The organism is Erythrobacter sp. QSSC1-22B, from assembly GCF_001678665.1.
Classification (GTDB): Bacteria; Pseudomonadota; Alphaproteobacteria; order Sphingomonadales; family Sphingomonadaceae; genus Qipengyuania.
In genome coordinates this window covers 147,776-167,252 of the sequence record NZ_LZRP01000005.1, presented here as the reverse complement: position 1 = coordinate 167,252, position 19,477 = coordinate 147,776, and the positions used below count along the sequence as shown (strand labels likewise).

The following is a 19,477-nucleotide window of genomic DNA, read 5'->3' as shown; positions in this document are numbered from 1 at the left end:
GAAGGCAATCCCCGGAGGTTTCGTGCCAACCGTCAATTCCGTTCAACACACAGAAGTGCAGGCTGCCATCGCGCGCGCTTCGGTGCGCACGGGGGTCGACTTCAATTATCTGCTGGCGCAGGCGAAGCTGGAATCCGGCCTCGACCCGCAAGCCAAGGCAGGCACCTCCAGCGCAACCGGCCTCTTCCAGTTCATCGATTCCACATGGACACGGATGGTCGACCGCCATGGCTCGAAGCACGGTATGGAATGGGCCGACCAGGCGATCGGCCCGGGCGGCCGGATCGCCGATCCCGCCACCCGTGCACAGGTCATGTCGCTGCGCTACGATGCCGACGCGTCTTCACTGATGGCTGCCGAGCTCGCCCGCGAGAATGCGGATGGCTTGCGGGTCACGCTTGGTCGCGAACCCGAACCCTCCGAACTCTATCTCGCGCATTTCCTCGGTCTGGGCGGAGCGCAGAAGTTCCTCGGCGCGCTGGGTGCCAACCCCGACCAGTCCGCGGTAGCCCTGATGCCGCAGCCCGCGCGCGCCAACCGCCCGATCTTCTACGATGGCGGCCGCGCGCGGTCGGTCGGCGAAGTCATGGCGGTGATGCGCGACAAGGTGGCCTCCGCCTATGGCGACAGTCCGATGCCCAGCGGCGTGACCGGCGCGCCCGAACGCTTCGCTGCCTTCGCCGCGCAGGGCAATTTCGGCCAGCACGGCTTTTCGGGTTCGGCCGGGTCTTCCCCGGCCCTGCCAGCCGCCGCGTCGCGACCCTCGATGTCGGAAACGCTCAAATCCACCTTTGGCAACGCCGGTGCCCCGATGGGGGGCCGCGCCAGTGAGACCATCGCGACCGCCTATGGCAAATTGAGAGCATTCGGCCTGTGAACGTGCGTCAGATATTCAGTCCCGCCCTTGCTCTGCCAGTCGGGATCCTCACGATCATCCTCCTGATGGTCATGCCCATCCCGGTGATCCTGCTCGACCTGTTCTTTGTCCTCAATATCGCGCTGTCGGTTTCGGTACTGATGGCCGCGATGAATGCACAGAAGCCGCTCGATTTCTCGTCCTTCCCTTCGGTCCTGCTGTTTGCCACGCTGCTGCGCCTTGCGCTCAATGTCGCCTCGACACGCATCGTGCTGCTCAACGGGCACGAAGGCGAGGCCGCTGCGGGCATGGTGATCGAGGCCTTTGGCGCCTTCCTGATCGGCGGCAATTTCACCGTCGGTATTTTCGTCTTCCTGATTCTGATGATCATCAATCTGATGGTGGTCACCAAGGGCGCTGGCCGCGTGTCCGAAGTCTCGGCGCGCTTCACCCTCGACGCGTTGCCCGGCAAGCAGATGGCGATCGACGCCGATCTTGCCGCGGGCCTGCTGACTGCGGACGAAGCCAAGGCGCGTCGCCGCGAAATCGCCACCGAGGCCGATTTCTACGGCTCGATGGATGGTGCCAGCAAGTTCGTGAAAGGCGATGCGGTCGCGGCGCTGCTGATCCTGTTCATCAACATCATCGCCGGGCTGGTGCTCGGAATGACCACCCACGGCTTGTCGATGGGCGAGGCTGGACAATTCTACATCACGCTGGCGATCGGCGACGCGCTGGTGGCCTCTGTTCCTTCGCTGCTCCTCTCGATCGCCGCCGCCGTCATCGTCACCCGTGTTTCGGACACGCGCGACCTCACCGGGCAGATCGGCGGCCAGCTGGCCGATCCCAAGATCTGGCTGCCGGTCGCGTGCATCCTGTTCGCGATCGGATGCATCCCCGCGATGCCGCAGGCGATCTTCCTGCCGCTTGCCGGCGGCACCTTCCTGCTCTGGCGCGCCCTCAAGAGCCGGCGCGACGCGGTCGAGAACTTCATCGAACCGGTTGTCGCGCCAGATCCTTCGAGGATCTCGATCGACGATGTCACCGACCAGACCATGGTTACCATCCAGCTGGGCTACGGGCTGATCCACCTCACCGACGAGCGCCACGGCGCGACGTTGATTGCGCGCCTGACCGGCCTGCGTCGCCAGATGTGCCAGGCCTTTGGCTTCGTGATTCCCCAATTCCGTATCGAAGACACCTTCGAGATCGACCCCGAGGGCTATCGCATCACGCTGGGCGGCACACCCATCGGCAGCGGCAGGCTCAAGCCCGGCTCGCTGTTGGCGATCGACACCGGGGAAGTGATGCATTCTCACGCGGTGCCGGGCGAGGCCACGGTCGACCCAAGCTTCGGCTGCCCGGCGCTGTGGATCGATCCCGGCTCGCGCGATCTCGCGGTGGCCGAAGGCTATCTGGTCGTCGATCCCGAGAGCGTCATCGCCACCCAGCTCCACCAGTTGATCGCGACCCGCGCGCAGGATCTGCTCGGCCCCGACCAGGTGCGCGATCTCGTCGATCACCTGCGCGGGCGCCATGGCCAACTCATCGAGACGATCACGCCGCAGCCGCTCTCGCTCGCCGCAGTCACCCGCGTTCTCAAGGCGCTGCTGGCCGACGGCATCTCGCTGCGCCATGCCCTGCCGATCTTCTCCAGCCTGTCGCTCGCTGCCCAGCAGACCGGCGAGCACGATCGCCTAATCGACATCATCCGCGCCGATCTGGGCGCAATGCTGCTCGGCGACACCTGCTCACCCGATACCAAGCTGCCGGTGATCACCCTTGCCGCCCAGCTCGAGGAGATGGTCGTGAGCGGAATGCAGGACCCCGCTTCCGGCGAGCTCCTCATCGAGCCCGACCTCGGTCGCTCGATCGGGGAACGCATCGCCGCGATCGTGGCGGGCCGCGAACCGGGCTCCACTCAGCCCGCGCTGATCGTCCAGCCGCGCGCCCGCCGGGCGCTCGCCGCGCTGCTCAAGATGCGCGCACCGGGCTGCACAGTGCTCTCCATTACCGAACTCCCGCCTACGCAACCGATCGAGGTGATCGCGGTTGTCGGCGGCGAAACCCATGAAGAACCCGCGGCACTTGGCCATGACACGGAGGCTCTCGCGGCATGAAACACGACCATTCGAACTTCAACGCGCGCCGCGCCTACGCCAGCGGGATCGACGATCGGGTCGCGCAATTCCTGCCGATGGTGCGCAAACTCGCGTGGTATTACGCGAGCAGCTGCAGCGGTTCGATCGATCTTGACGATCTGATGCAGTCCGGACTGATCGCGCTGACCGAATGCGCGCAGCGTCACGACCGCCCCAGCGACGATGGCTTTGCCGCCTATGCCAAGATGCGGGTGCGCGGCGCGATGATAGACCTGTTGCGGTCGCAATCGCATCATACGCGCGGCGCCCTGCAGATGCGGCGCAAGCTCGAGCAGGCGACCGATGCGTTGCGTAGCGAGCTCGGGCGGGAACCCTCGGCAGACGAACTGGCGCGCGCGATGCATATTTCGCTCGAAGAACTCCACGACACCCGCCGCCAGATCCATACTTCGATGAGCTCGATCGAGGATTGCTATTCGGATAGCGATCCGGCCTTTCGGTGCGAGGACCCCGATGCCGAAACGAGCTTGCTGCAACTAGAGGACCGCGCTGGCCTGGCGCAGGCGATCGCCGCGCTGCCCGAACGCTTGCAGCTCGTGATAAAGCTTCACTTTGTGGAGGAACTCAATCTGACCGAAATCGCGGCGGTTCTGGAAGTGAGCGTTCCCCGCGTCCATCAACTCAAATCCGCTGCGCTGGAGAAGCTTCGCCTGAGCATCGCTGCCGCGGACCGCGACTGAACGCCCGCGGTGCCTGCGCGCATGTACCGACGAAGCCCTGAACTTTCGCTTGTCGATCAAACCGTTACTTACGCGGAAACTTGCTCGACCAGCTCTTCGTAACGGTCGTGACAGGCGATTCCCAACGTAACATTGTCCGGAAGCGTCGAAACTTCGGCCGTCAGACCGAAGGCATCGCCCTCGACCGCGATCCGGATCGCCTGGGCCGCAGTGCGTACCTCTAGCCGCGCCATGAGACTTGCGCGATGTGCCTCGACGGTGCGCGGACTGATCCCGAGATGGCGGGCGATCGCCTTGCTCGTGCCATGGTCGAGCATGCAGGTGAGAATCTCGCGTTCACGTTTGCTCAGCGTTTCGAGCATTTTGCGCGCGGCGGTCGAGCGCTGCTGTTTGGCGAACTTGGTTGCGAAGGCGCTGTTGAGCTTGTCGTATTCGCGCCGGAATTCCACGGCTGTCAGTGGATAGGTGACATAGGATGCGACACCTGATTGCATGGCGCTGACGATCCGGGCGGTTTCCGGCAGATCGCTATAGGCAATGACAGGCAGCCATCTTCCACGCTCGAGCCTTTGGACCAATTCGAATACCCCCTCGCCCTGGTCGTGGACGAGGATAAATCCCTGCGACGGCATGAATTGGAGAAGCTCGTTGATCGAATCGAACGGTTCGGGGTGAATATTTTCGCCCGCCAGAAGCCGACAAATTTGCGCGCGTCGCACTGCGTCGTCATCGACGACGTACACTTTCGACATCAATGAAAAGCCCCCGCTTACCCCGTCCAGAAATACGAACCCGACGCATTCAATCTTTTCAGCAGGCTAGAGCAAGCCAACCCACTGACGGAGGCATTGTTAAGATTTGTTAACCATGTCCGTAAAGGATCGTTAGCCCAATCGATTCGCGCATCGCAATCGAAAAGTTTCGGATCGAAATTTATTTTCGATTCAGGGGAGTCTGGCCGCCTGCATCGCCTTGGCGATGTCGCGAAAATCCTGTTTCATGGCAGCGATGTTGGACAGGTCGGTTTCCCGAACGGAGTCGAGCAACGACACCTTGGCGGCCCCGTAGAATTGCAGCAGGCTGGTCGCGAGTTCCGCTCCGCGATCGATACCCAGTTCCAGAGCGGTCAGCGCGGTCACGCAGCGGGTGAGCGCCTTGCTACGCGCCGCCCGGTCGGTGCGCGCCTCGGCGATTTCGAGCGCGCCGAGATTGGCGATCAGGTCTTCGATGCAGAAGATTACCAGGTCGTCGCGGCTGCCGCCCATCAGACGGGCGTCGAAATTGGCCTCACGATAGGCGTCGGCGGGTTGCGAGCGGGCCAGCATGTCAGTTTTTCTGCGCGTTCCACACGTCGATCTGCGACTGCAGGAAGGACAGGGTCGATTTGGAAGCTGCGACGCGACTGTCGGCCTTGGCGAAACGCGCGACCATGCTGGCACGCAGGGTTTCCTGCTGTTCGGCCAGCTTGGTCAGGTCGCTCGAGATCCGCTGCGACTGCGACTGGTAGCGCGTGATCGATCCAGCAAGCGAGCCGGGGTCGCTCGACACGCTGCTCGAACGGGCCAGTTTGTCGATTGTCGAGTAGACACCGTTGATCCCGGTGGTGAACATTGCAGCCACCCCCGCGGGGTCGCGTTCAAGCGCCTGAGACAGCTTGGCATTGTCGAAGCGAAAGCTGCCGTCGCGCTCGATCGCCAGCCCGAGTTCCGCCAGCGTGCGCGGCGATCCTTCGGGAGCGCCCGGCATGATGATTGTCGAGCCGAGCGCCGACAGGCTCCGGCTGAGCGCGCGGGCGCCGGGATCGCGCGACAGATCGCCCCCGAGCGGATTGGTCGCTGCGCGCAGTTCGGACGCAATCTCGTTGAGCGCGCCGGTGATGTCCTGCATCACGCTGGAGATCGCGCCGTTCGAATTGGCGAAGCCGATCGTCGCTGGCGCGCCGGCGTTGAGGCCCGTCAGCGATAGCGACAGACCGGGCGCGGCGTTGGGAATGGTGTTGCTGCTGCTGCGACGGAGAAGGCCATCGAGCAGATATTCGGCGTCCGCGGAGGCCTTTATCAGCCGCGTGGGATCGCCCCCGGGCTGCCAGGCGAGCGCGGATAGCCCGGGATTGGTGCCGTCCTCGGTCGCTTCCAGGACAAACCCGTTCTCAAGGCCTTCGGCCCCTTTCATGACCAGCTGGGCGCCCGCCGAGGTTTGCGCGACATAGGCGGTCAGGCCGGCGTTCTGCGAATTGATCGCCTGAGCCACGTCTGCCAAGCTGGCGCCGGGTGCGATTTCCAGAGCTAATGCCGGGCGCGCCGTATTCTCGGTAAAACCGGCATTCGACGTCGCACCGAAGCGAATGGTCAGCGTGCCCGCCCCGACGATGTCGGCAGATGAAGCATAGACCGGGCCGGTCAGCGTCTGATTGCTCGCCAGGCTGTTGACCTCGAGCAAATAGCTGCCCTTGCCAAGCGAGCCCGGCGGGCTCGAGACGCTGGCGACCGAAGGGTTGTTGATGTTCGGAACCGGCGCGAGATCGCCCGTCCGCAAGCGGTCGCCCAGCGCGCTGGCGAAGACCGAGAACGAACTGCGGATCGATCCGGCGAGCGAAATCTGGCGTTCGAGCGTCTCGGACTTGGCAGTCAGGCGCTCGTTGCGGCCCGCGAATTGCGCTTCGGCCAGCTGGACTGCCAGCCCGGCCATGTCGATACCGCTGCCGATACCCAGCGTGGTTGCGATCGAGGAGGGGGGAACATTCATCGTTCTGAGAACGGCGCAGCGGCTGCGGGATTAACGGCCAGCCGACCATCGGCGTCGAAACGCAACGCAACCGGCACATCGATCTGCGGAGGTTGGGGCGTTTCTCCGCGCTTGAGCGAGAGCACATAGGCAAGGACAGACGCGATCGCGCCATAGAGGTCCTCGCAGATCACCTGCCGCTCGCGCGTGGTGAAATAGACCGATCGCGCCAGCTGCGGGAATTCGAGCATGGGCAGGTCCATTTCGCGCGCCAGTTCCTTCATCGCCATGGCCTTGTCGCCCCTGCCCTTGGCCAGCACGATCGGCGCCGATGCCTTGGTCTGGTCGTAGGTCAGAGCGACCGCGAAATGGCTCGGATTGGTGATGACGAATTGCGCCTCGCGCATCGCCCCCATCACCGAACCGGTCGCGATATCGCGCTGGCGCTGGCGACGAGCGGAGCGCATTTCGGGCGAGCCCTCGGCTTCCTTGTTCTCGTCGCGCATTTCCTGGTGGCTCATCTTGAGCCGCTTCTGCTGGCGCAGCCACATGACCGGCAGATCGATCATCGCGATGACGATGAGGCCGCCCGACAGGGCAAAGATCAGCGAGACGACCGCCTTCCAGGCTGCGGCCAGCTGTAGCTCGAGCGAGCCGCGACCAAGGCCGACCACGGTGTCGATGCTCGACCACCACCAAGCCAGCGCGATCGCCCCGAGCAGGACGACCTTGAGCAACCCCTTGGCCATTTCGATGAGCCCGGTCGGGCCGAACATGCGCTTGAGACCGGAAAGCGGATTGATCCGCGATCCCTTCGTAGCAAGATTGCCCACCACCCACCGCCCGCGCCCGAAGCTGAGCTGGGTGAGAAGCGTTACGATAATGACCGGGACCGCCAGAGTGAGAATGGCGATCACCGACAGGATCAGCCCTTCCATCATCAATATGGTGACGTTGTAATCGTTTAAGTCGCGCACATCGAAGAGGAAAGCCTCGCGCATCAGACCGCCGAGATCGCCAAGAAGCCAGGGTCCCGCAAAAGTCAGCCAGGCGCCGCCCAGAATCATGACAGCGGCAGTGCCGGTCTCCTTGGAACGCAGGACGTCGCCCTTCTTGGCGGCGTCGGCGAGGCGCTTTTCGGTTGGCTCGTAGGTCTTTTCGCCGGGGGTTTCCTCGCTCATCGGATCATCAAGCTTTCGGTCTGCTCGAGCGAACGCTCGACGATCCCGAGGAACTGGTCATAAATCAGCGGGGCGGAGATCACGAGCGCGGCGATCCCGGCGAGGACGCCCGCCGGAAGCCCGAGCGCGAAAAGGTTGAGCGAAGGTGCCGAGCGGCTCAGGATGCCGGTCAGAACCTGGACCAGCAGCAGGACCAGAACGACTGGCAGCGCGATCCGCAATCCGGTCTCGAACATGCTCGTTGCGAAACCGGCGATGGCGAGGAAACGGTCGGGCCCCAGCCAGGTCTCGCCGGGCGGAAACACCTGGTAGCTCTCGGTCACCAGCGCGATCCAGTGCAAATGGGCACCGGTCGCAAGAAAGATCAGCGTCAGGACAATGAGGAAATACTGCCCGAACGCCGTCGTTGTGCCGCCGCCCATGGGGTCGCTCGCCATCGCCATGCTCATCCCCATCCCGCCGCCGATCAATTCGGCGGCGATGGTCGGAGCGGCGAAGGCCAACTGCAGCACGAAACCGAGCGCCAGACCGACAATGACCTCCCCGCAGATCGCGAGCAATCCATCGAGCGATAGTAGCGCTGCGGGGGTTTCGATCGCTGGCAGCCAGATCGATGTGAAGATGGCCAGGGCCCCGGTGAGCGCGACGCGCACGGTCATCGGTACCGAGGCCGCTCCGAAGAACGGAGCAGCCAGCAACGCAGCGCCAATCCGGGTCATGAGGAACACGACCCGCCACATGTCCTGCTCGAGCGCACCGAAGCCGAAGTCGAGGCCGATCACCGGCCCATCCGTGCGATCTCGGTGAAGATATCCAGCATGAAATCGCTTACCAACGCCATCATCGAGGCGCCGAAGATGACCATGACGAATGCCACCGCAGCCAGTTTTGGCACGAAGGTGAGCGTCTGCTCGTTCACCGACGTCGCAGCCTGGACCAGACCGATTACCAGGCCGATGGCGAGGCTGGCGAGCAAGACCGGTGCCGCGACGAGTGCAGCGATCCACAGCATGCGATCGGCGAGCGCGAGAAGGGAGGATGCTTCGTCCATGGCGGCTACGCGAAGCTTGACGCGAGCGAGCCCATCAGCAGCGCCCAGCCGTCCACAAGGACGAACAGCAGCAGCTTGAAGGGAAGCGAGACGAGCATCGGGCTCATCATCATCATGCCAAGGCTCATCAGCACGCTCGAAACGACGAGATCGATGACGAGGAATGGCAGGAACAGCATGAAGCCGATCTGGAACGCGGTCTTGAGCTCGCTCGTGACGAAGGCCGGTAGCAGGATCGAGAACGGTACCTCCTGCGGGCTGGCGAATTGCGGCGCGTCCGCGATGTCGGCGAACATCCTGAGATCGTATTCGCGGGTCTGGCGGATCATGAAAGCGTGGAACTGGTCGCCGCCGCGTTCGATCGCCACCTCGGCGCCGATTTCTCCCGCCGAATAGGGGGCGATGGCGGTCTCGTTCACGCGCTCGAGCGTCGGCGCCATGATGAACAGCGTCAGGAACAGGCTGATCCCCAGGAGGACCTGGTTCGGCGGGGATTGCTGCAGGCCGAGCGCCTGACGCAGGATCGCCAAAACGATGATAATCCTGGTGAAGCTGGTCATCATCAACAGCAGCGCCGGCAGGATCGTGAGCAACCCCATGACCAGCAAGAGCTGAAGCGACATGCTCAGAGGCTCGCCCCCTGCCCCGGAGAGCTGTCCGAAGGCGCGGTCGAGCGCACCGGGGACCGCACCGTCGGCGGCCGTTTGCGCCTGGGCGATAACTGGATAGGTCATCGCGGCTAGCGCCGCCCCCATCCTGGCGAGGCGAGCGATCATTGGACCGGCCCCACTTCGGTTCGCGTCCGCGCCGGGGCTTCGCCGAGAAGGGTCAAGCCGTTGCGCGAGGTCGACACGAGGATTTCGCGACCGTGGAACTCGATCACTGCAAGGCGGAGCGTGGGCGAGAGCATGGTGGTCTCGACGATCTTGACCGATTTCTCGCCACCTGCAGGGACGCCGAACTGGCCCTGCATCCGCTTGGCAAGCTTCAGCGCGCCCCAGATCATCCCGCAAATGAGCGGCAGCAGGATCAGCAGTTTTGCTACGTACCAGAACATTACTGATGCACTTCGACGCTGGGTTCGGCGGTCATGCTGGATCCTGAACCAGTGTGGCCTGAAGCCCCGACGAGTTCGAGCACACGGATCGCGAAGCGGTTGCCCTGGGCGACCACCTCGCCGCGCGCGATCATCTTGCCGTTGACGAGGATATCGAGCGGCTCGTCGGTGAGGCGATCGAGCTCGATGAAGCTCGACTCGCCCAGCGCCAGCACGTCGCGCAGACGCATCTGCTTGCGCCCCAGTTCCACCGTGAGGCGGACGTCGATATCCTGGATGAGGCCGAAGCCGTCTGAATGAAGCGACATGTCAGTTATCCCTCGAGATGGAAGTTTGCGTGAGTTCGAGCGCCACGTGATCGTCGATTTCTCCGACGGTTCCGTGGGCGATGATGGTATTGCCGATCAGCAGCGGGACATTGCGATGCACCGCGACGGGAATGAGCAGGCCGGGCGAAAGCTGTGACAGCCGGGCGATCGACATCGGCACGTCGACCAGCACTGCGCGAAGCGGCATCTCGACCTCGGCGATCGCCGAGCCTTCGAGGCCGCGTGCGCCAATCGTGCGACCCGTGGCGGGCGATACCGCGCGCGAGCCGACGATCTTCGCCAGCATCGCTTCGCTGGCCGCGAGGCGAACCCGCCAGGCCCGCTTGCCCCCTGAAAGCGTTACCGAGAGCGTCGCGGTCCAGATGCGCTCGGCGGGCTCGAACGGGGCGACCTGATCGACCACCGAACCGCTGGCCGAAGCGGCGATCTCGCGCCGGTCGCAGCTGCAACGTAGCGTCTCGGCGATGCGGTCTTCGAACTGCTGCGCGAACCGCGCCGCCGAAGCCGGAAGGACTGCATAGTCTTCCTCGATCTCCCCGGTCCCGCCAAGAATGCGTTCGAACTGGGCGACCAGATCGGCAACTGGCGTAGACACGAGGATGCCGCAGCGCTCTTGCCCGAGGGCATAGAAGGAGTGGACGCTGCCGGTGGCGACCTGGGTCAGCCAGTCACTCGCGGGAAGCTGCGCCATCTCGCCGATTTCGGCCTGCAGGTTGCGGCAATCGCACAGCTCACCCAGCGAGGACTGCGCATGCTCCGCGAACTGCCGGGCGAAACGCTCGAACTCGTTGGCGAAGTCGGGCGGGGTAGCAGCGCGGCTCAGCAGCTCGTCGCAGTGGCTGGCAGCCCGCGCCGCCGCTTTGGGGAAGGTCGCGCTGATCATTGGATGATAAGCGAACGAAAATAGACGTTTGCGACGCCGCCAAAGCCTTCGCGCTCTTCGAGCACTTCGTTGATCGCCGCTGCGAGACGCACCTGCAGCTGCTCCTTGCCCGACACGCCCATCAGCTCGGCTTCCTCGGTCGAAGCCAGTTCGACGAGGATCCGCGAGCGCAGCGCTGTCTCATGCTCGTGCATCCACATGAGCACGCGGCCGTCATGATGGGTCGAGGCGGCGACGCTGATCTGGATCAAAGCCGCGCCACCGGCGAGGTTGGAGGTGAACTCGTCGTCGAAATTGTAATAGGCGGTGCGATATTTGCTGCCGCCCGCCCCGTGGACGATTTCGATCTTGTCCTTGTCCTTGCCGTCGACTGTATAGTGAAAGGGATCCTTGGCGCCTTTCAGGACAAGCTTGGGTTTGAGATCTTCCGCCTTTTCGGCGGGCTGGCCGATCATGCCGCTGGCGAAGGCGGCATAGGTGCCCCCGCCGCCCGCGCCGAGCAGGACGAGACCGAACAGCGCAGCCTTGATGAAGCCACCCTTCTTCTTGGGCTTTGGGTCAGCGGTGGATTTGTCGTCCGACATTGAGCGATCCTATTGGTTCAGAAATATTGGCGTTGATCAGGCGTAGAGCGCGTCGTCGCCGGGCGAAGGGCGTGCGGGATTGCGAGGGTCCTGCGGCGGGGAAGGCAGATCGCGGTCGCGCTGGTTTGGCGACCGGTCGCCTTCCGATCCGGCGCCCGACGACGTGGCACCCTGCCCTGTCGAACCCGCGCCGCGCTCGGAGCCGGCGGAGGCGGCTTGCGCATTCTGCTGGAGCGATTGGTGGAACGGCTCGCCGGTGCGCGAGGTCGGTCGATCGGCGGCAACTGCCTGAGCCAGCGCCCGCTGCATGTCGTTGTCCTTCGCCGCGATTTCGACGTCGAGGCCGTTGCGGGCGTTGTCGAAGGTCACCGTCAGCGCCCCGAACTCGCGATGCGTCACGGAAATGCTCGCGGATTTCGTCATATCGAATTCGCGCGCTACCGAGAGACGCTCCACCAATCGTTCGATACCTTCGACCGAGGTCATGGCGTTGGTTGGCGCTGCAGCGGCCATCCGCATCGCGTCACCCCTGGTCGGTGCAGCGAGTTCTGGAGCAGCGGCGACCGGCATTGCGGCCGACTTGCCGGTATCGCCCGATGTGATCGCACGGGCGGCGGCGCTCGCGGTCTCGGCTCCCGGGGCCTGGACAGGACGTTCGCCTGCACCGAATTCTTTCTCCGACGCTGCCGCGCGACCCGACTGAAACCGCTCTGCCATTGCGGGTGTCTGGGTCTGCGGATCGCGGCCCGAATGCTTGGGCTCGCCCGATTGCGACGCAAGCGCTTGGGCAAGCTGCTTCTCGACCGGCGGAGACGCATCCTGCAGCGCTGCGGTGCGGAGCGCTGCCGTTTCGGCAAGTGCGACCGAGACGGTCATGCGGATTTGATCCGCTCGCGGCGTCGATTGGGAAACGGGGCCTTCCTTGGCTGGCGCCTGGGGAACATCGGCGTCCGTTGCGCCCTGAGCAATCGGCTCGCCCTGCTTGGCGGCCTGCGCCGTTTGCGCCTGCTGGAAGGATATGATCGTGGCGGAAGAGCTCATCAGTGCAGCCGAGACCGGCACCGGCGAGGTGCTGGGGAGCGCCTGGCTGGCGACCGGACCTGCGGTTGCAGCGGCAAGGTTGTGGCTGTCGACCGGCAAGATCTTGCCGCTTGCCGGGTTGCCGCTCTCGCCATCTGCCGAAAGGCTGCCCTCGGCGTCTTGCCCGTTCGCTGCCGGAACGATCTGGATGAGCTGCGCGATAAGCGCTGCGAAGCCGTCGTTCCCTGCGTTTTCCGTGTTTTCCGGCGCTTCAGCCTCGCCCGATACGGACTTCGCTTGCGGCTTGTCGAATGTGGCGAGGAAGGAAGGAAGCGCGATCATCGTGAGTCCGTTTGTTGTTCACGGCTCTCTCTTCAAGAACCGTGCCAATCTTGGACTCAGCGCTCCAGATCGGCGACGATCGCGCGGGCCAGGCTGCGCCTGTCCTCTTCCGCACGGCGCATGCGGCGCTCCGCGCTTGCGAGTTCGTCCATGGTCGCTTCGGAACGCAACTCGGCCTCTTCGGCATGCTGTTCGCTCAGCGCGCAGAGCTGCTGCAGCTGGTCCTGCATCGCTTTCGCACCGCGCAGATCGGTACCGATCATCGCGCCGTCCTGCCTTGCATAATGGCCTGCGAGCGAACGAGTCCTTTCGGCTACTCCGAACAGCCGTCGACGGGTCGCCTCGGCCTCCGACGCGGCGAGCGCGGAGCGGCTGCGTTCGACGGCCCGGATCCGCTCGACCAGCCGCGCGCGTTTGAGTTTTCGAGGATCAATTTTCACCGGCGACGAGCTCGTTCATGGCATTTGCCGCCGTAGCGATATCGACATGGCTGCCGACTTCCTGGGAGAGAAAATCGACCATCTTCGGATTGAGCGCGATCGCCTCGTCGAGCAGGGCATCGGTGCCCTTGCGATAGGCGCCCATCATGACGAGGTCGCGGTTTGCCTCATAGGTGGCGCTCAACGCCCGAAACCGTCGCGCGGCCTTCGCATGTTCGGGCGAAACGATATCGTTCATCACCCGGCTGAGCGAAGCGCCGACGTCGACTGCGGGATATTGGCCGCGCTGCGCGATCTCGCGCGAGAGCACGATATGTCCGTCGAGGATCGCGCGAGCGGTGTCGACGACCGGATCGTTCTGGTCGTCGCCATCGGCGAGGACCGTATAAACCCCGGTCACTGCGCCGCCGGTTTCCCCGGAATTGCCCGCGCGCTCGATCAGCTTGGTGATGGTGGCGAGTGCGGATGGCGGGTAGCCCCGCGCCGCGCCGGGCTCGCGTAAAAGAATCCCGATTTCGCGCGCGGCATGCGCGACGCGGGTCAGGCTGTCGAGGATCAGCAGGACGCGCTTGCCCTGACTGCGCAGATGTTCTGCCAGCGAAGTTGCAAGCAACGCACCGCGCATCCGCAGATTGGCGGCATGGTCCGCGGGGACCGCGACGATCGCGGTGGCGGCGGCGCGCGGTCCCGACATATGGCGACCGACGAAATCGGAGACTTCGCGGGCGCGTTCACCGATCAGGCCGACCACGACGGCATCCGCCTGCGCGCCCTCGACGATCATGTCCATCAGCACGGATTTGCCGACGCCCGAACCGGCCATGATCCCGATCCGCTGCCCAACCCCGAAAGTGGTCAGCGCGTTGAGCGAGCGAATCCCGCTGTCGAAAGGTTCGGTTACGCGCGAACGGTCGAGCGCGCTGACGCGGTGCCCGCCCGCGGGCCAGGCAATGGTCGATCCGACCGGTCCGCGCCCATCGATCGGACTGCCCGAGCCATCCACGGCACGCCCGAGAAATTCCTCGCCGACATAGAGCATGCCCGGCTGCCCTTCGGGCCGCACCACCGCGCCGGGGCGCAGCAGGACGGTATCGCCGAGCATCATCATCATGGTGTGGCCGTTGCGGAAGCCGATGGTCTCGGCGCGGTGTTCGGTGCTGTTGCCCTGCGCGATCCGGCACAGGCTGCCGATCGGCACGCCCAGCCCCGAGACCTCGATCAGCCCGCCGTCGCAGGCCACCACTCGCCCGAAACGGCGCGGGGCCAGATCGAGCGGAGCCATAGCGGCCTCGGTCAGTACGGAGTCGATCAGGGCGCGCATGAGTCGAATGCTTCGGCGATCGCACGGCGCCACTGCTGCGGGCCGTCCTCGACCCCGCCATCGTCGGTTTCGACACGCAAACCGCCGCGTTCGATCGTCGCATCGGGCCGCAGTTCGAGTTCGGGCGGGACGTTGTCGCGCACCAGCGCAAGGTCTTCGGGGTGGATATGGATGATCCGCTGGTCGTGCTTGCGCTGGAGCATTGCCGCGGCCACTTCAATCCGGCTGGCAAGCGCTTGGCTATCGAGCGCGAGCGGCAAAACCGCGTCGTCGCAGAGCGCATGGACGGTGGCGCGCAAGGTTTCGCGCAGCGTCTGCGCGCTCTCCACGTCGAAGCGCGCAAAGGCGAGTTCGATCTGCGCGCGCTCCGCGCGTTCGCGGGCGAGCTGGGCTTCGGCATCTGCCTTGGCCGAGATCTGGCCGTCTTCGAAACCGCTGCGATAGGCCTCGGCCGCGGTATCGACCGGAACGGGCAAAGCTTCGTCGACAACGACCCGCGCATAGCGAGCGCTTGGGGTGAAACCACCGGGCTTGCCGAGAGCGGAATAGGCTATTCTAGACATAGTCCTCGTCGCCATCGCCCATGATAATCTCGCCGTCGGCCATCAGCCGCTTGGCGATCGCCACCACGTCCTTCTGGGCCTGTTCGACCTCGGATTTCTTTACCCGGCCGCGGCCTTCGATATCGTCGCGCAACCCGTCTGCCGCGCGCGAGGACATGGCGCCGAAGAACTGTTCGCGCTGTTCGGCCTCGATGCCCTTGAGCGCCAGGATCAGCGTGTCGTTCTCGATCTCGCGCAGCAGGACACCGGTCATCTTCACATCGAGCGTAAACAGATGCTCGAACTTGAACATCTCGTTCTCGAGTTCCTTGGCGAGCTTCTTGTCGACCTTGCCGATCGACGGGATCACGCGCTTCTCGACGCTACGGTGCGAGCGGTTGATGATTTCGGCCGCCCGCTTGATGCCGCCCATGGATAGCGGGATCGTGCCGTGAAGCTTCTCTATCTTGGCGTTGAGCGTCTGTTCGAGAATGGAGATCGCCTGACGTGAAACGGGTCCGAGCCGCGCGACGCGGTGGAGCACCGGGGTGTGCAGATGCTCGGGCAAGGCCGCAAGCGCGGCCGCCGCCACTTCGGTATCGAGCTGGAGCAGCAGCACTGCAATCGCTTGCGGGTGTTCGTCGGCGAGCATCTCGCCGATGATCTGCGGATCAAGCCAGCGTAACAGGCCCAGCGCCGGCTGACCTTCGTCTTCCGATCCCGGGGCGATCTGGCGCATGAGGTTTTCGGTTTTCACCTCACCCACTGCGCCCTCGAGCAGGCGTCGGACGCTGGCCACGCGGCCATGCTCGCCAATGCCGCTGCCTTCGGTCGAGCGGGAGAAGCCCGAAATGGCGTCGATGATCGACTGGGGTTGTACCTCGCCGATGCCACACATCGTTCCCGCAAGCTGGCGCAGTTCGTCCGGGGTCAGTTGCGAGAGAATCTTGGAAGCATCCTCCTCGGCGAGCAGCATCACCATGATCGCCGCCTTGTCGGTGCCGCCGAGCGGCAGGGGGGTGGTCAGGCTCATGCCGCTTCCCCCGCTCTGGCGTCTTCGGCAAGCAGGCGTCGCAAGGCGAGGACGGCATCGTCGGGATTTTCGCGCGCAATCCGCTGGGCGAGTTCGATCTGGCTATCGAGCGCCTCCCGGTCGTAGGGGACGAGCGCTTGCGAGGATCCAGCCAGGGCAAGCGTTCCATCGCCACCCTCGGCGTCCCGATTGCCCGCAGCAGGACCCCGCAATGCCTTGATTGCCGGCCTGACCGCCAGAAGCAGGACCAGCAGGACCGCGAGAATGGCCACGCCATTGCGCACCGCCATGCCGAACCAGCTGGTTTCGTAAAAGGGTATGCCTTCGGCCTCGACCTTCTCGAAGGCACGCATCATCACGGTTACCTGGTCGCCACGATCGACTCTCGCGCCCACCGCGGCGGAAACGAGTTCCTTCACCTTGGCGATATCCGCTGCGCTCGCCTTGGCCAGCGCTGCCTGATCGATCGCGACGGCTACCGATAGATACTTGATCGATCCGGGGGTGAGGTTCGAAACCGATACCTCGCGGCCCATCTCGTAGACCCGGGTGGCGCTGCTTTCGCCAATGCCGTTGGGCTCCTCCTGCGCGGCATCCTCGGGCGCACCAGGGCGCGCTTCGGGATCGGCGGGTGGCGCATTGGCGAGCACGCCGGGTATGCCGCCAGCCTGCATCGCGACGTTTTGCGATTGCTGCGTGGTTTCGCGGCGGACCGAGCCGTCCTTGTCGTAGGTTTCACGGGCCGAGGTGACCTCGTCCATGTTGAGTTCGACCTGGACCTGCGAGGAGAAGGCGCTGTCGCCGAACATCGGGGCAAGCAATTGATCGACCTGCGCGTTGAGCTTCGCCTCCATCTGCGCCTGCAAGTCGAGCCGGCCGCTGTTCGGGTCGCGGGCCTGGGTCAGCAATTTGCCGTGCTGATCGACGACCTTGACCGCATCGATCGCCAGGCCCGAGACCGATCCGGCAATAAGGTTGGTGATCGCGCTCACCTGGCTGTCAGCGAGCTGCCGCCCGGGAGCCATTCGCACCATGATCGAGGCCGAGGGTGCGACATCGTCGCGCACAAAGACCGAACGCTCGGCCTTGGCGATGTGGACGCGGACCGCCTCGACCCCGTCGATCTCCATGATGGTGAGCACGAGCTCGCGTTCCTGCGCAGCGCGCAAGCGGTCGCCCTCAAGCGTCCGGCTGGCTCCCATCGGGAGATTGTCGATCAGGTCGGTCCCGCTGGCGGGCGCCGCCAGCGAGCCATCGGCGGCGACCAGCATGCGGGCGCGGTAGACATCGTCTTCATTGACGGTGAGCGTGCCCGAGCCATTGTCGATCTCATAGGGAATGCCCGCCTGATCGAGCGAAGCGACCACGCCCGCTCGCCCGGAATCGTCGAGCGAGGAGTAAAGGACGCGCTGCGGCGCGGGGGAAAGCGTAGCCCAGGTCAGCGCCAGCAGGCCAAGGCCCGCCGTACCGGCGAACCACGGCAGCATCTTGCGAACCGAGGGTTGCCCCGCGAAGCCGCGCGCGCGTTCGGCGAATGAGCCGGACCCGCTTGTGAGCATGGTGAGCGCGCCGCCGCCGGTGGGCGCGGTGGGAACGAGTCCGGTCATGGCTTAGATGCCCATCCGCATGGTTTCCTGGTACGCAGACAACAGCTTGTTGCGCACCTGGAGGGTTGCCTCGAAGGCGACACCGGCTTCCTGCCGGGCCAGCATCACCTTGGCGATATCGGTCACTTCGCCGCGCTCGTAGGCTTCGGTAATTCCGCTGGCGCGCGCCTGTGTCGAGTTCACATTGTCGAGTGCGCTGCGCAGCGAATCCCCGAAGTTTGCCCCCTGCGGCGCCGCGCCTTCGACCGGAGATGCCGGCTTGGCTTCGTGCAGTTCCTGCAGGACTTTCGAACGATCGATGATCTGCTGGCGCAGCGCGATGATCTGGTCGATCGATCCGCCTCCGCCCATGCCGCCTACGGGGTTCATCGTGTGCCTCCCACTGCAATGCCGGCTTCACGGAAGGAAGCCAGTCGATAACGCAAGGTTCTCTCGCTGATGCCCAGCACGCGGGCCGCATTGGCGCGGTGCCCGCCGACCGAATCCAGCGTCTCCATGATGGCGCGCGCTTCGGACAGCTTGACGATCTTGGACAGTTTCGCGGGCGCTTCCTCGGGGACCGTCTCGGTCGCCATCGGCGCAGTCGGAGCTGTCGGCGCGACGGCGCGTGCGGTCATGTCGAAGATGATGTGCTGCGTACCAATTTCGCCCTCACCCTGTGAAAGCAGCAGCGCGCGGCGCATCACGTTCTCGAGCTCGCGGACGTTGCCCGGCCAGGGATAGGCGCGCAGCGTTGCGAGCGCGGCCTCATCGATCCACGGCACCCGGTCGCCCTTGGCCGAATGGCGCATGAGCATGGTAAAGGCGAGCGGCGCGATGTCGGCCTGGCGCTCGCGCAGCGGCAGCATCGCGATCGGAAAGACGTTGAGGCGATAATAGAGGTCGGCGCGGAAGCGGCCCTCGGCCACCTCGAGCGGGAGATCGCGGTTGGCGCAGGCAATGATGCGCACATCGACCTTGATCGGCCGGGTCGCGCCGATCGGGACGACCTCGCCTTCCTGCAGCGTGCGCAGCAGCTTCGCCTGGAGCGAGAGCGGCATTTCGGCGATTTCGTCGAGCAGCAGCGTGCCGCCATCGGCGGCGCGGAAAAAGCCTTCGCCCGCCGCGCTGGCGCCGGTGAAGGAGCCCTTCTCGTGGCCGAACAGCATGGCTTCGAGCATGGTTTCGGGGATTGCGGCGCAATTGAGGGCGATGAACGGCTTGTCCCTGCGCTCGCTGCGGCGATGAATGAAGTTGGAGAGGACTTCCTTGCCGGTCCCCGTCGGCCCGTTGATCAGCACCGGAATGTCGGTCCGGGCGAGCCGGTCGGCCAGTGCGATTACCGAAAGCGAGGCAGGATCGGCTGCAACCGGACCTTGCCCGGCATAGATCATCGCGACCAGTGCCGCGATGGTGCTCTCGGCGATCGGGTCCTTATAGGTAAGCGCGCCGCCGGTGCCGGCGAACGAGAATTCGGCTGTCTCGCCGCGGGCGAGAGAGATGGTGCGGGCGTCGCGGTTTGCTGCGGGCTCGCCGTTATCGGCAAGAGTTACCGGCCGATCCATGAAGAGCGACGACGCAATTCCCGCCAGCCGGGACTCGATCGCCGAGTGCCGCTTCGCAAAATTCGTGGTCTTCGTAATCCCGTCCATCACTGCCCCCTGGTGGCATGTCTTACCGACGGGA

Annotated in this window: 22 protein-coding genes; 3 read left to right on the top strand and 19 right to left on the bottom strand. The window is 64.7% G+C overall.

Features of this window, described 5'->3' with window-relative positions; translation table 11 throughout:
• Positions 1-22: 22 nt before the first annotated feature.
• Genes A9995_RS09840 through A9995_RS09830 form a run of 3 tightly spaced genes read left to right on the top strand, consistent with a single transcriptional unit; the run spans position 23 to position 3,698 of the window.
• Positions 23-877 (top strand): transglycosylase SLT domain-containing protein, encoded by an 855-nt coding sequence (locus A9995_RS09840; RefSeq protein ID WP_067612240.1) that lies wholly within the window; start codon positions 23-25, stop codon positions 875-877.
• Positions 874-2,976: a flagellar biosynthesis protein FlhA gene (locus A9995_RS09835; protein ID WP_067612238.1), complete on the top strand. Its 2,103-nt coding sequence runs from the start codon at positions 874-876 to the stop codon at positions 2,974-2,976. Before A9995_RS09840 ends, A9995_RS09835 begins: the two co-directional genes overlap by 4 nt.
• A complete protein-coding gene (locus A9995_RS09830) occupies positions 2,973-3,698 on the top strand; it encodes a sigma-70 family RNA polymerase sigma factor (protein WP_067612236.1) in 726 nt (241 codons plus the stop codon). Before A9995_RS09835 ends, A9995_RS09830 begins: the two co-directional genes overlap by 4 nt.
• A gap of 68 nt (positions 3,699-3,766) precedes the next feature.
• Here the strand turns inward: A9995_RS09830 and A9995_RS09825 are convergent, their stop codons facing one another.
• The 19 genes from A9995_RS09825 to A9995_RS09735 form a co-directional block, all read right to left on the bottom strand.
• Positions 3,767-4,450 (bottom strand): response regulator transcription factor, encoded by a 684-nt coding sequence (locus A9995_RS09825; RefSeq protein WP_067612234.1) that lies wholly within the window; start codon positions 4,448-4,450, stop codon positions 3,767-3,769.
• Between the two features lie 192 nt (positions 4,451-4,642).
• A complete protein-coding gene (locus A9995_RS09820) occupies positions 4,643-5,023 on the bottom strand; it encodes a flagellar protein FliS (RefSeq protein ID WP_067612232.1) in 381 nt (126 codons plus the stop codon).
• Position 5,024: 1 nt separating this feature from the next.
• Complete coding sequence (gene fliD, locus A9995_RS09815) at positions 5,025-6,443, bottom strand: flagellar filament capping protein FliD (RefSeq protein WP_067612230.1); 1,419 nt, start codon at positions 6,441-6,443, stop codon at positions 5,025-5,027.
• On the bottom strand, positions 6,440-7,603 hold the full coding sequence (locus A9995_RS09810) for a flagellar biosynthesis protein FlhB (RefSeq protein WP_067612226.1): 1,164 nt from the start codon (positions 7,601-7,603) through the stop codon (positions 6,440-6,442). Before A9995_RS09810 ends, fliD begins: the two co-directional genes overlap by 4 nt.
• On the bottom strand, positions 7,600-8,385 hold the full coding sequence (fliR, locus tag A9995_RS09805) for a flagellar biosynthetic protein FliR (protein ID WP_067612224.1): 786 nt from the start codon (positions 8,383-8,385) through the stop codon (positions 7,600-7,602). Before fliR ends, A9995_RS09810 begins: the two co-directional genes overlap by 4 nt.
• Positions 8,382-8,654 (bottom strand): flagellar biosynthetic protein FliQ, encoded by a 273-nt coding sequence (locus tag A9995_RS09800; RefSeq protein WP_067612221.1) that lies wholly within the window; start codon positions 8,652-8,654, stop codon positions 8,382-8,384. Before A9995_RS09800 ends, fliR begins: the two co-directional genes overlap by 4 nt.
• A gap of 5 nt (positions 8,655-8,659) precedes the next feature.
• Positions 8,660-9,430, bottom strand: coding sequence for a flagellar type III secretion system pore protein FliP (gene fliP / locus A9995_RS09795; protein WP_067612218.1), 771 nt, complete (start codon positions 9,428-9,430; stop codon positions 8,660-8,662).
• Complete coding sequence (locus tag A9995_RS09790; protein ID WP_067612213.1) at positions 9,427-9,711, bottom strand: flagellar biosynthetic protein FliO; 285 nt, start codon at positions 9,709-9,711, stop codon at positions 9,427-9,429. Before A9995_RS09790 ends, fliP begins: the two co-directional genes overlap by 4 nt.
• Entirely contained in the window at positions 9,711-10,019 is a 309-nt protein-coding gene (gene fliN / locus A9995_RS09785; protein WP_067612211.1) for a flagellar motor switch protein FliN, read from the bottom strand. Before fliN ends, A9995_RS09790 begins: the two co-directional genes overlap by 1 nt.
• Position 10,020: 1 nt before the next feature.
• A complete protein-coding gene (locus A9995_RS09780; protein ID WP_067612208.1) occupies positions 10,021-10,923 on the bottom strand; it encodes a FliM/FliN family flagellar motor switch protein in 903 nt (300 codons plus the stop codon).
• A complete protein-coding gene (locus tag A9995_RS09775) occupies positions 10,920-11,507 on the bottom strand; it encodes a flagellar basal body-associated FliL family protein (RefSeq protein WP_067612204.1) in 588 nt (195 codons plus the stop codon). The genes A9995_RS09780 and A9995_RS09775 overlap by 4 nt, the downstream gene beginning before the upstream one ends.
• A gap of 36 nt (positions 11,508-11,543) precedes the next feature.
• Entirely contained in the window at positions 11,544-12,869 is a 1,326-nt protein-coding gene (locus A9995_RS09770; RefSeq protein WP_067612201.1) for a hypothetical protein, read from the bottom strand.
• A 56-nt stretch (positions 12,870-12,925) separates the two neighbouring features.
• Entirely contained in the window at positions 12,926-13,309 is a 384-nt protein-coding gene (locus A9995_RS09765; RefSeq protein WP_067612198.1) for a hypothetical protein, read from the bottom strand.
• Positions 13,299-14,630, bottom strand: coding sequence for a FliI/YscN family ATPase (locus A9995_RS09760; protein WP_067612195.1), 1,332 nt, complete (start codon positions 14,628-14,630; stop codon positions 13,299-13,301). Before A9995_RS09760 ends, A9995_RS09765 begins: the two co-directional genes overlap by 11 nt.
• Entirely contained in the window at positions 14,618-15,193 is a 576-nt protein-coding gene (locus A9995_RS09755) for a FliH/SctL family protein (protein WP_233998158.1), read from the bottom strand. Before A9995_RS09755 ends, A9995_RS09760 begins: the two co-directional genes overlap by 13 nt.
• Positions 15,186-16,205 carry a flagellar motor switch protein FliG gene (gene fliG, locus A9995_RS09750; RefSeq protein WP_067612189.1) on the bottom strand — a complete coding sequence of 340 codons (1,020 nt, stop codon included), beginning with the start codon at positions 16,203-16,205 and terminating at the stop codon, positions 15,186-15,188. The genes A9995_RS09755 and fliG overlap by 8 nt, the downstream gene beginning before the upstream one ends.
• Positions 16,202-17,812 (bottom strand): flagellar basal-body MS-ring/collar protein FliF, encoded by a 1,611-nt coding sequence (fliF, locus tag A9995_RS09745; protein WP_067612186.1) that lies wholly within the window; start codon positions 17,810-17,812, stop codon positions 16,202-16,204. Before fliF ends, fliG begins: the two co-directional genes overlap by 4 nt.
• Positions 17,813-17,815: 3 nt before the next feature.
• Entirely contained in the window at positions 17,816-18,181 is a 366-nt protein-coding gene (fliE, locus tag A9995_RS09740; RefSeq protein ID WP_067612183.1) for a flagellar hook-basal body complex protein FliE, read from the bottom strand.
• Positions 18,178-19,443: a sigma-54-dependent Fis family transcriptional regulator gene (locus A9995_RS09735; RefSeq protein ID WP_067612180.1), complete on the bottom strand. Its 1,266-nt coding sequence runs from the start codon at positions 19,441-19,443 to the stop codon at positions 18,178-18,180. Before A9995_RS09735 ends, fliE begins: the two co-directional genes overlap by 4 nt.
• Positions 19,444-19,477 lie beyond the last annotated feature (34 nt).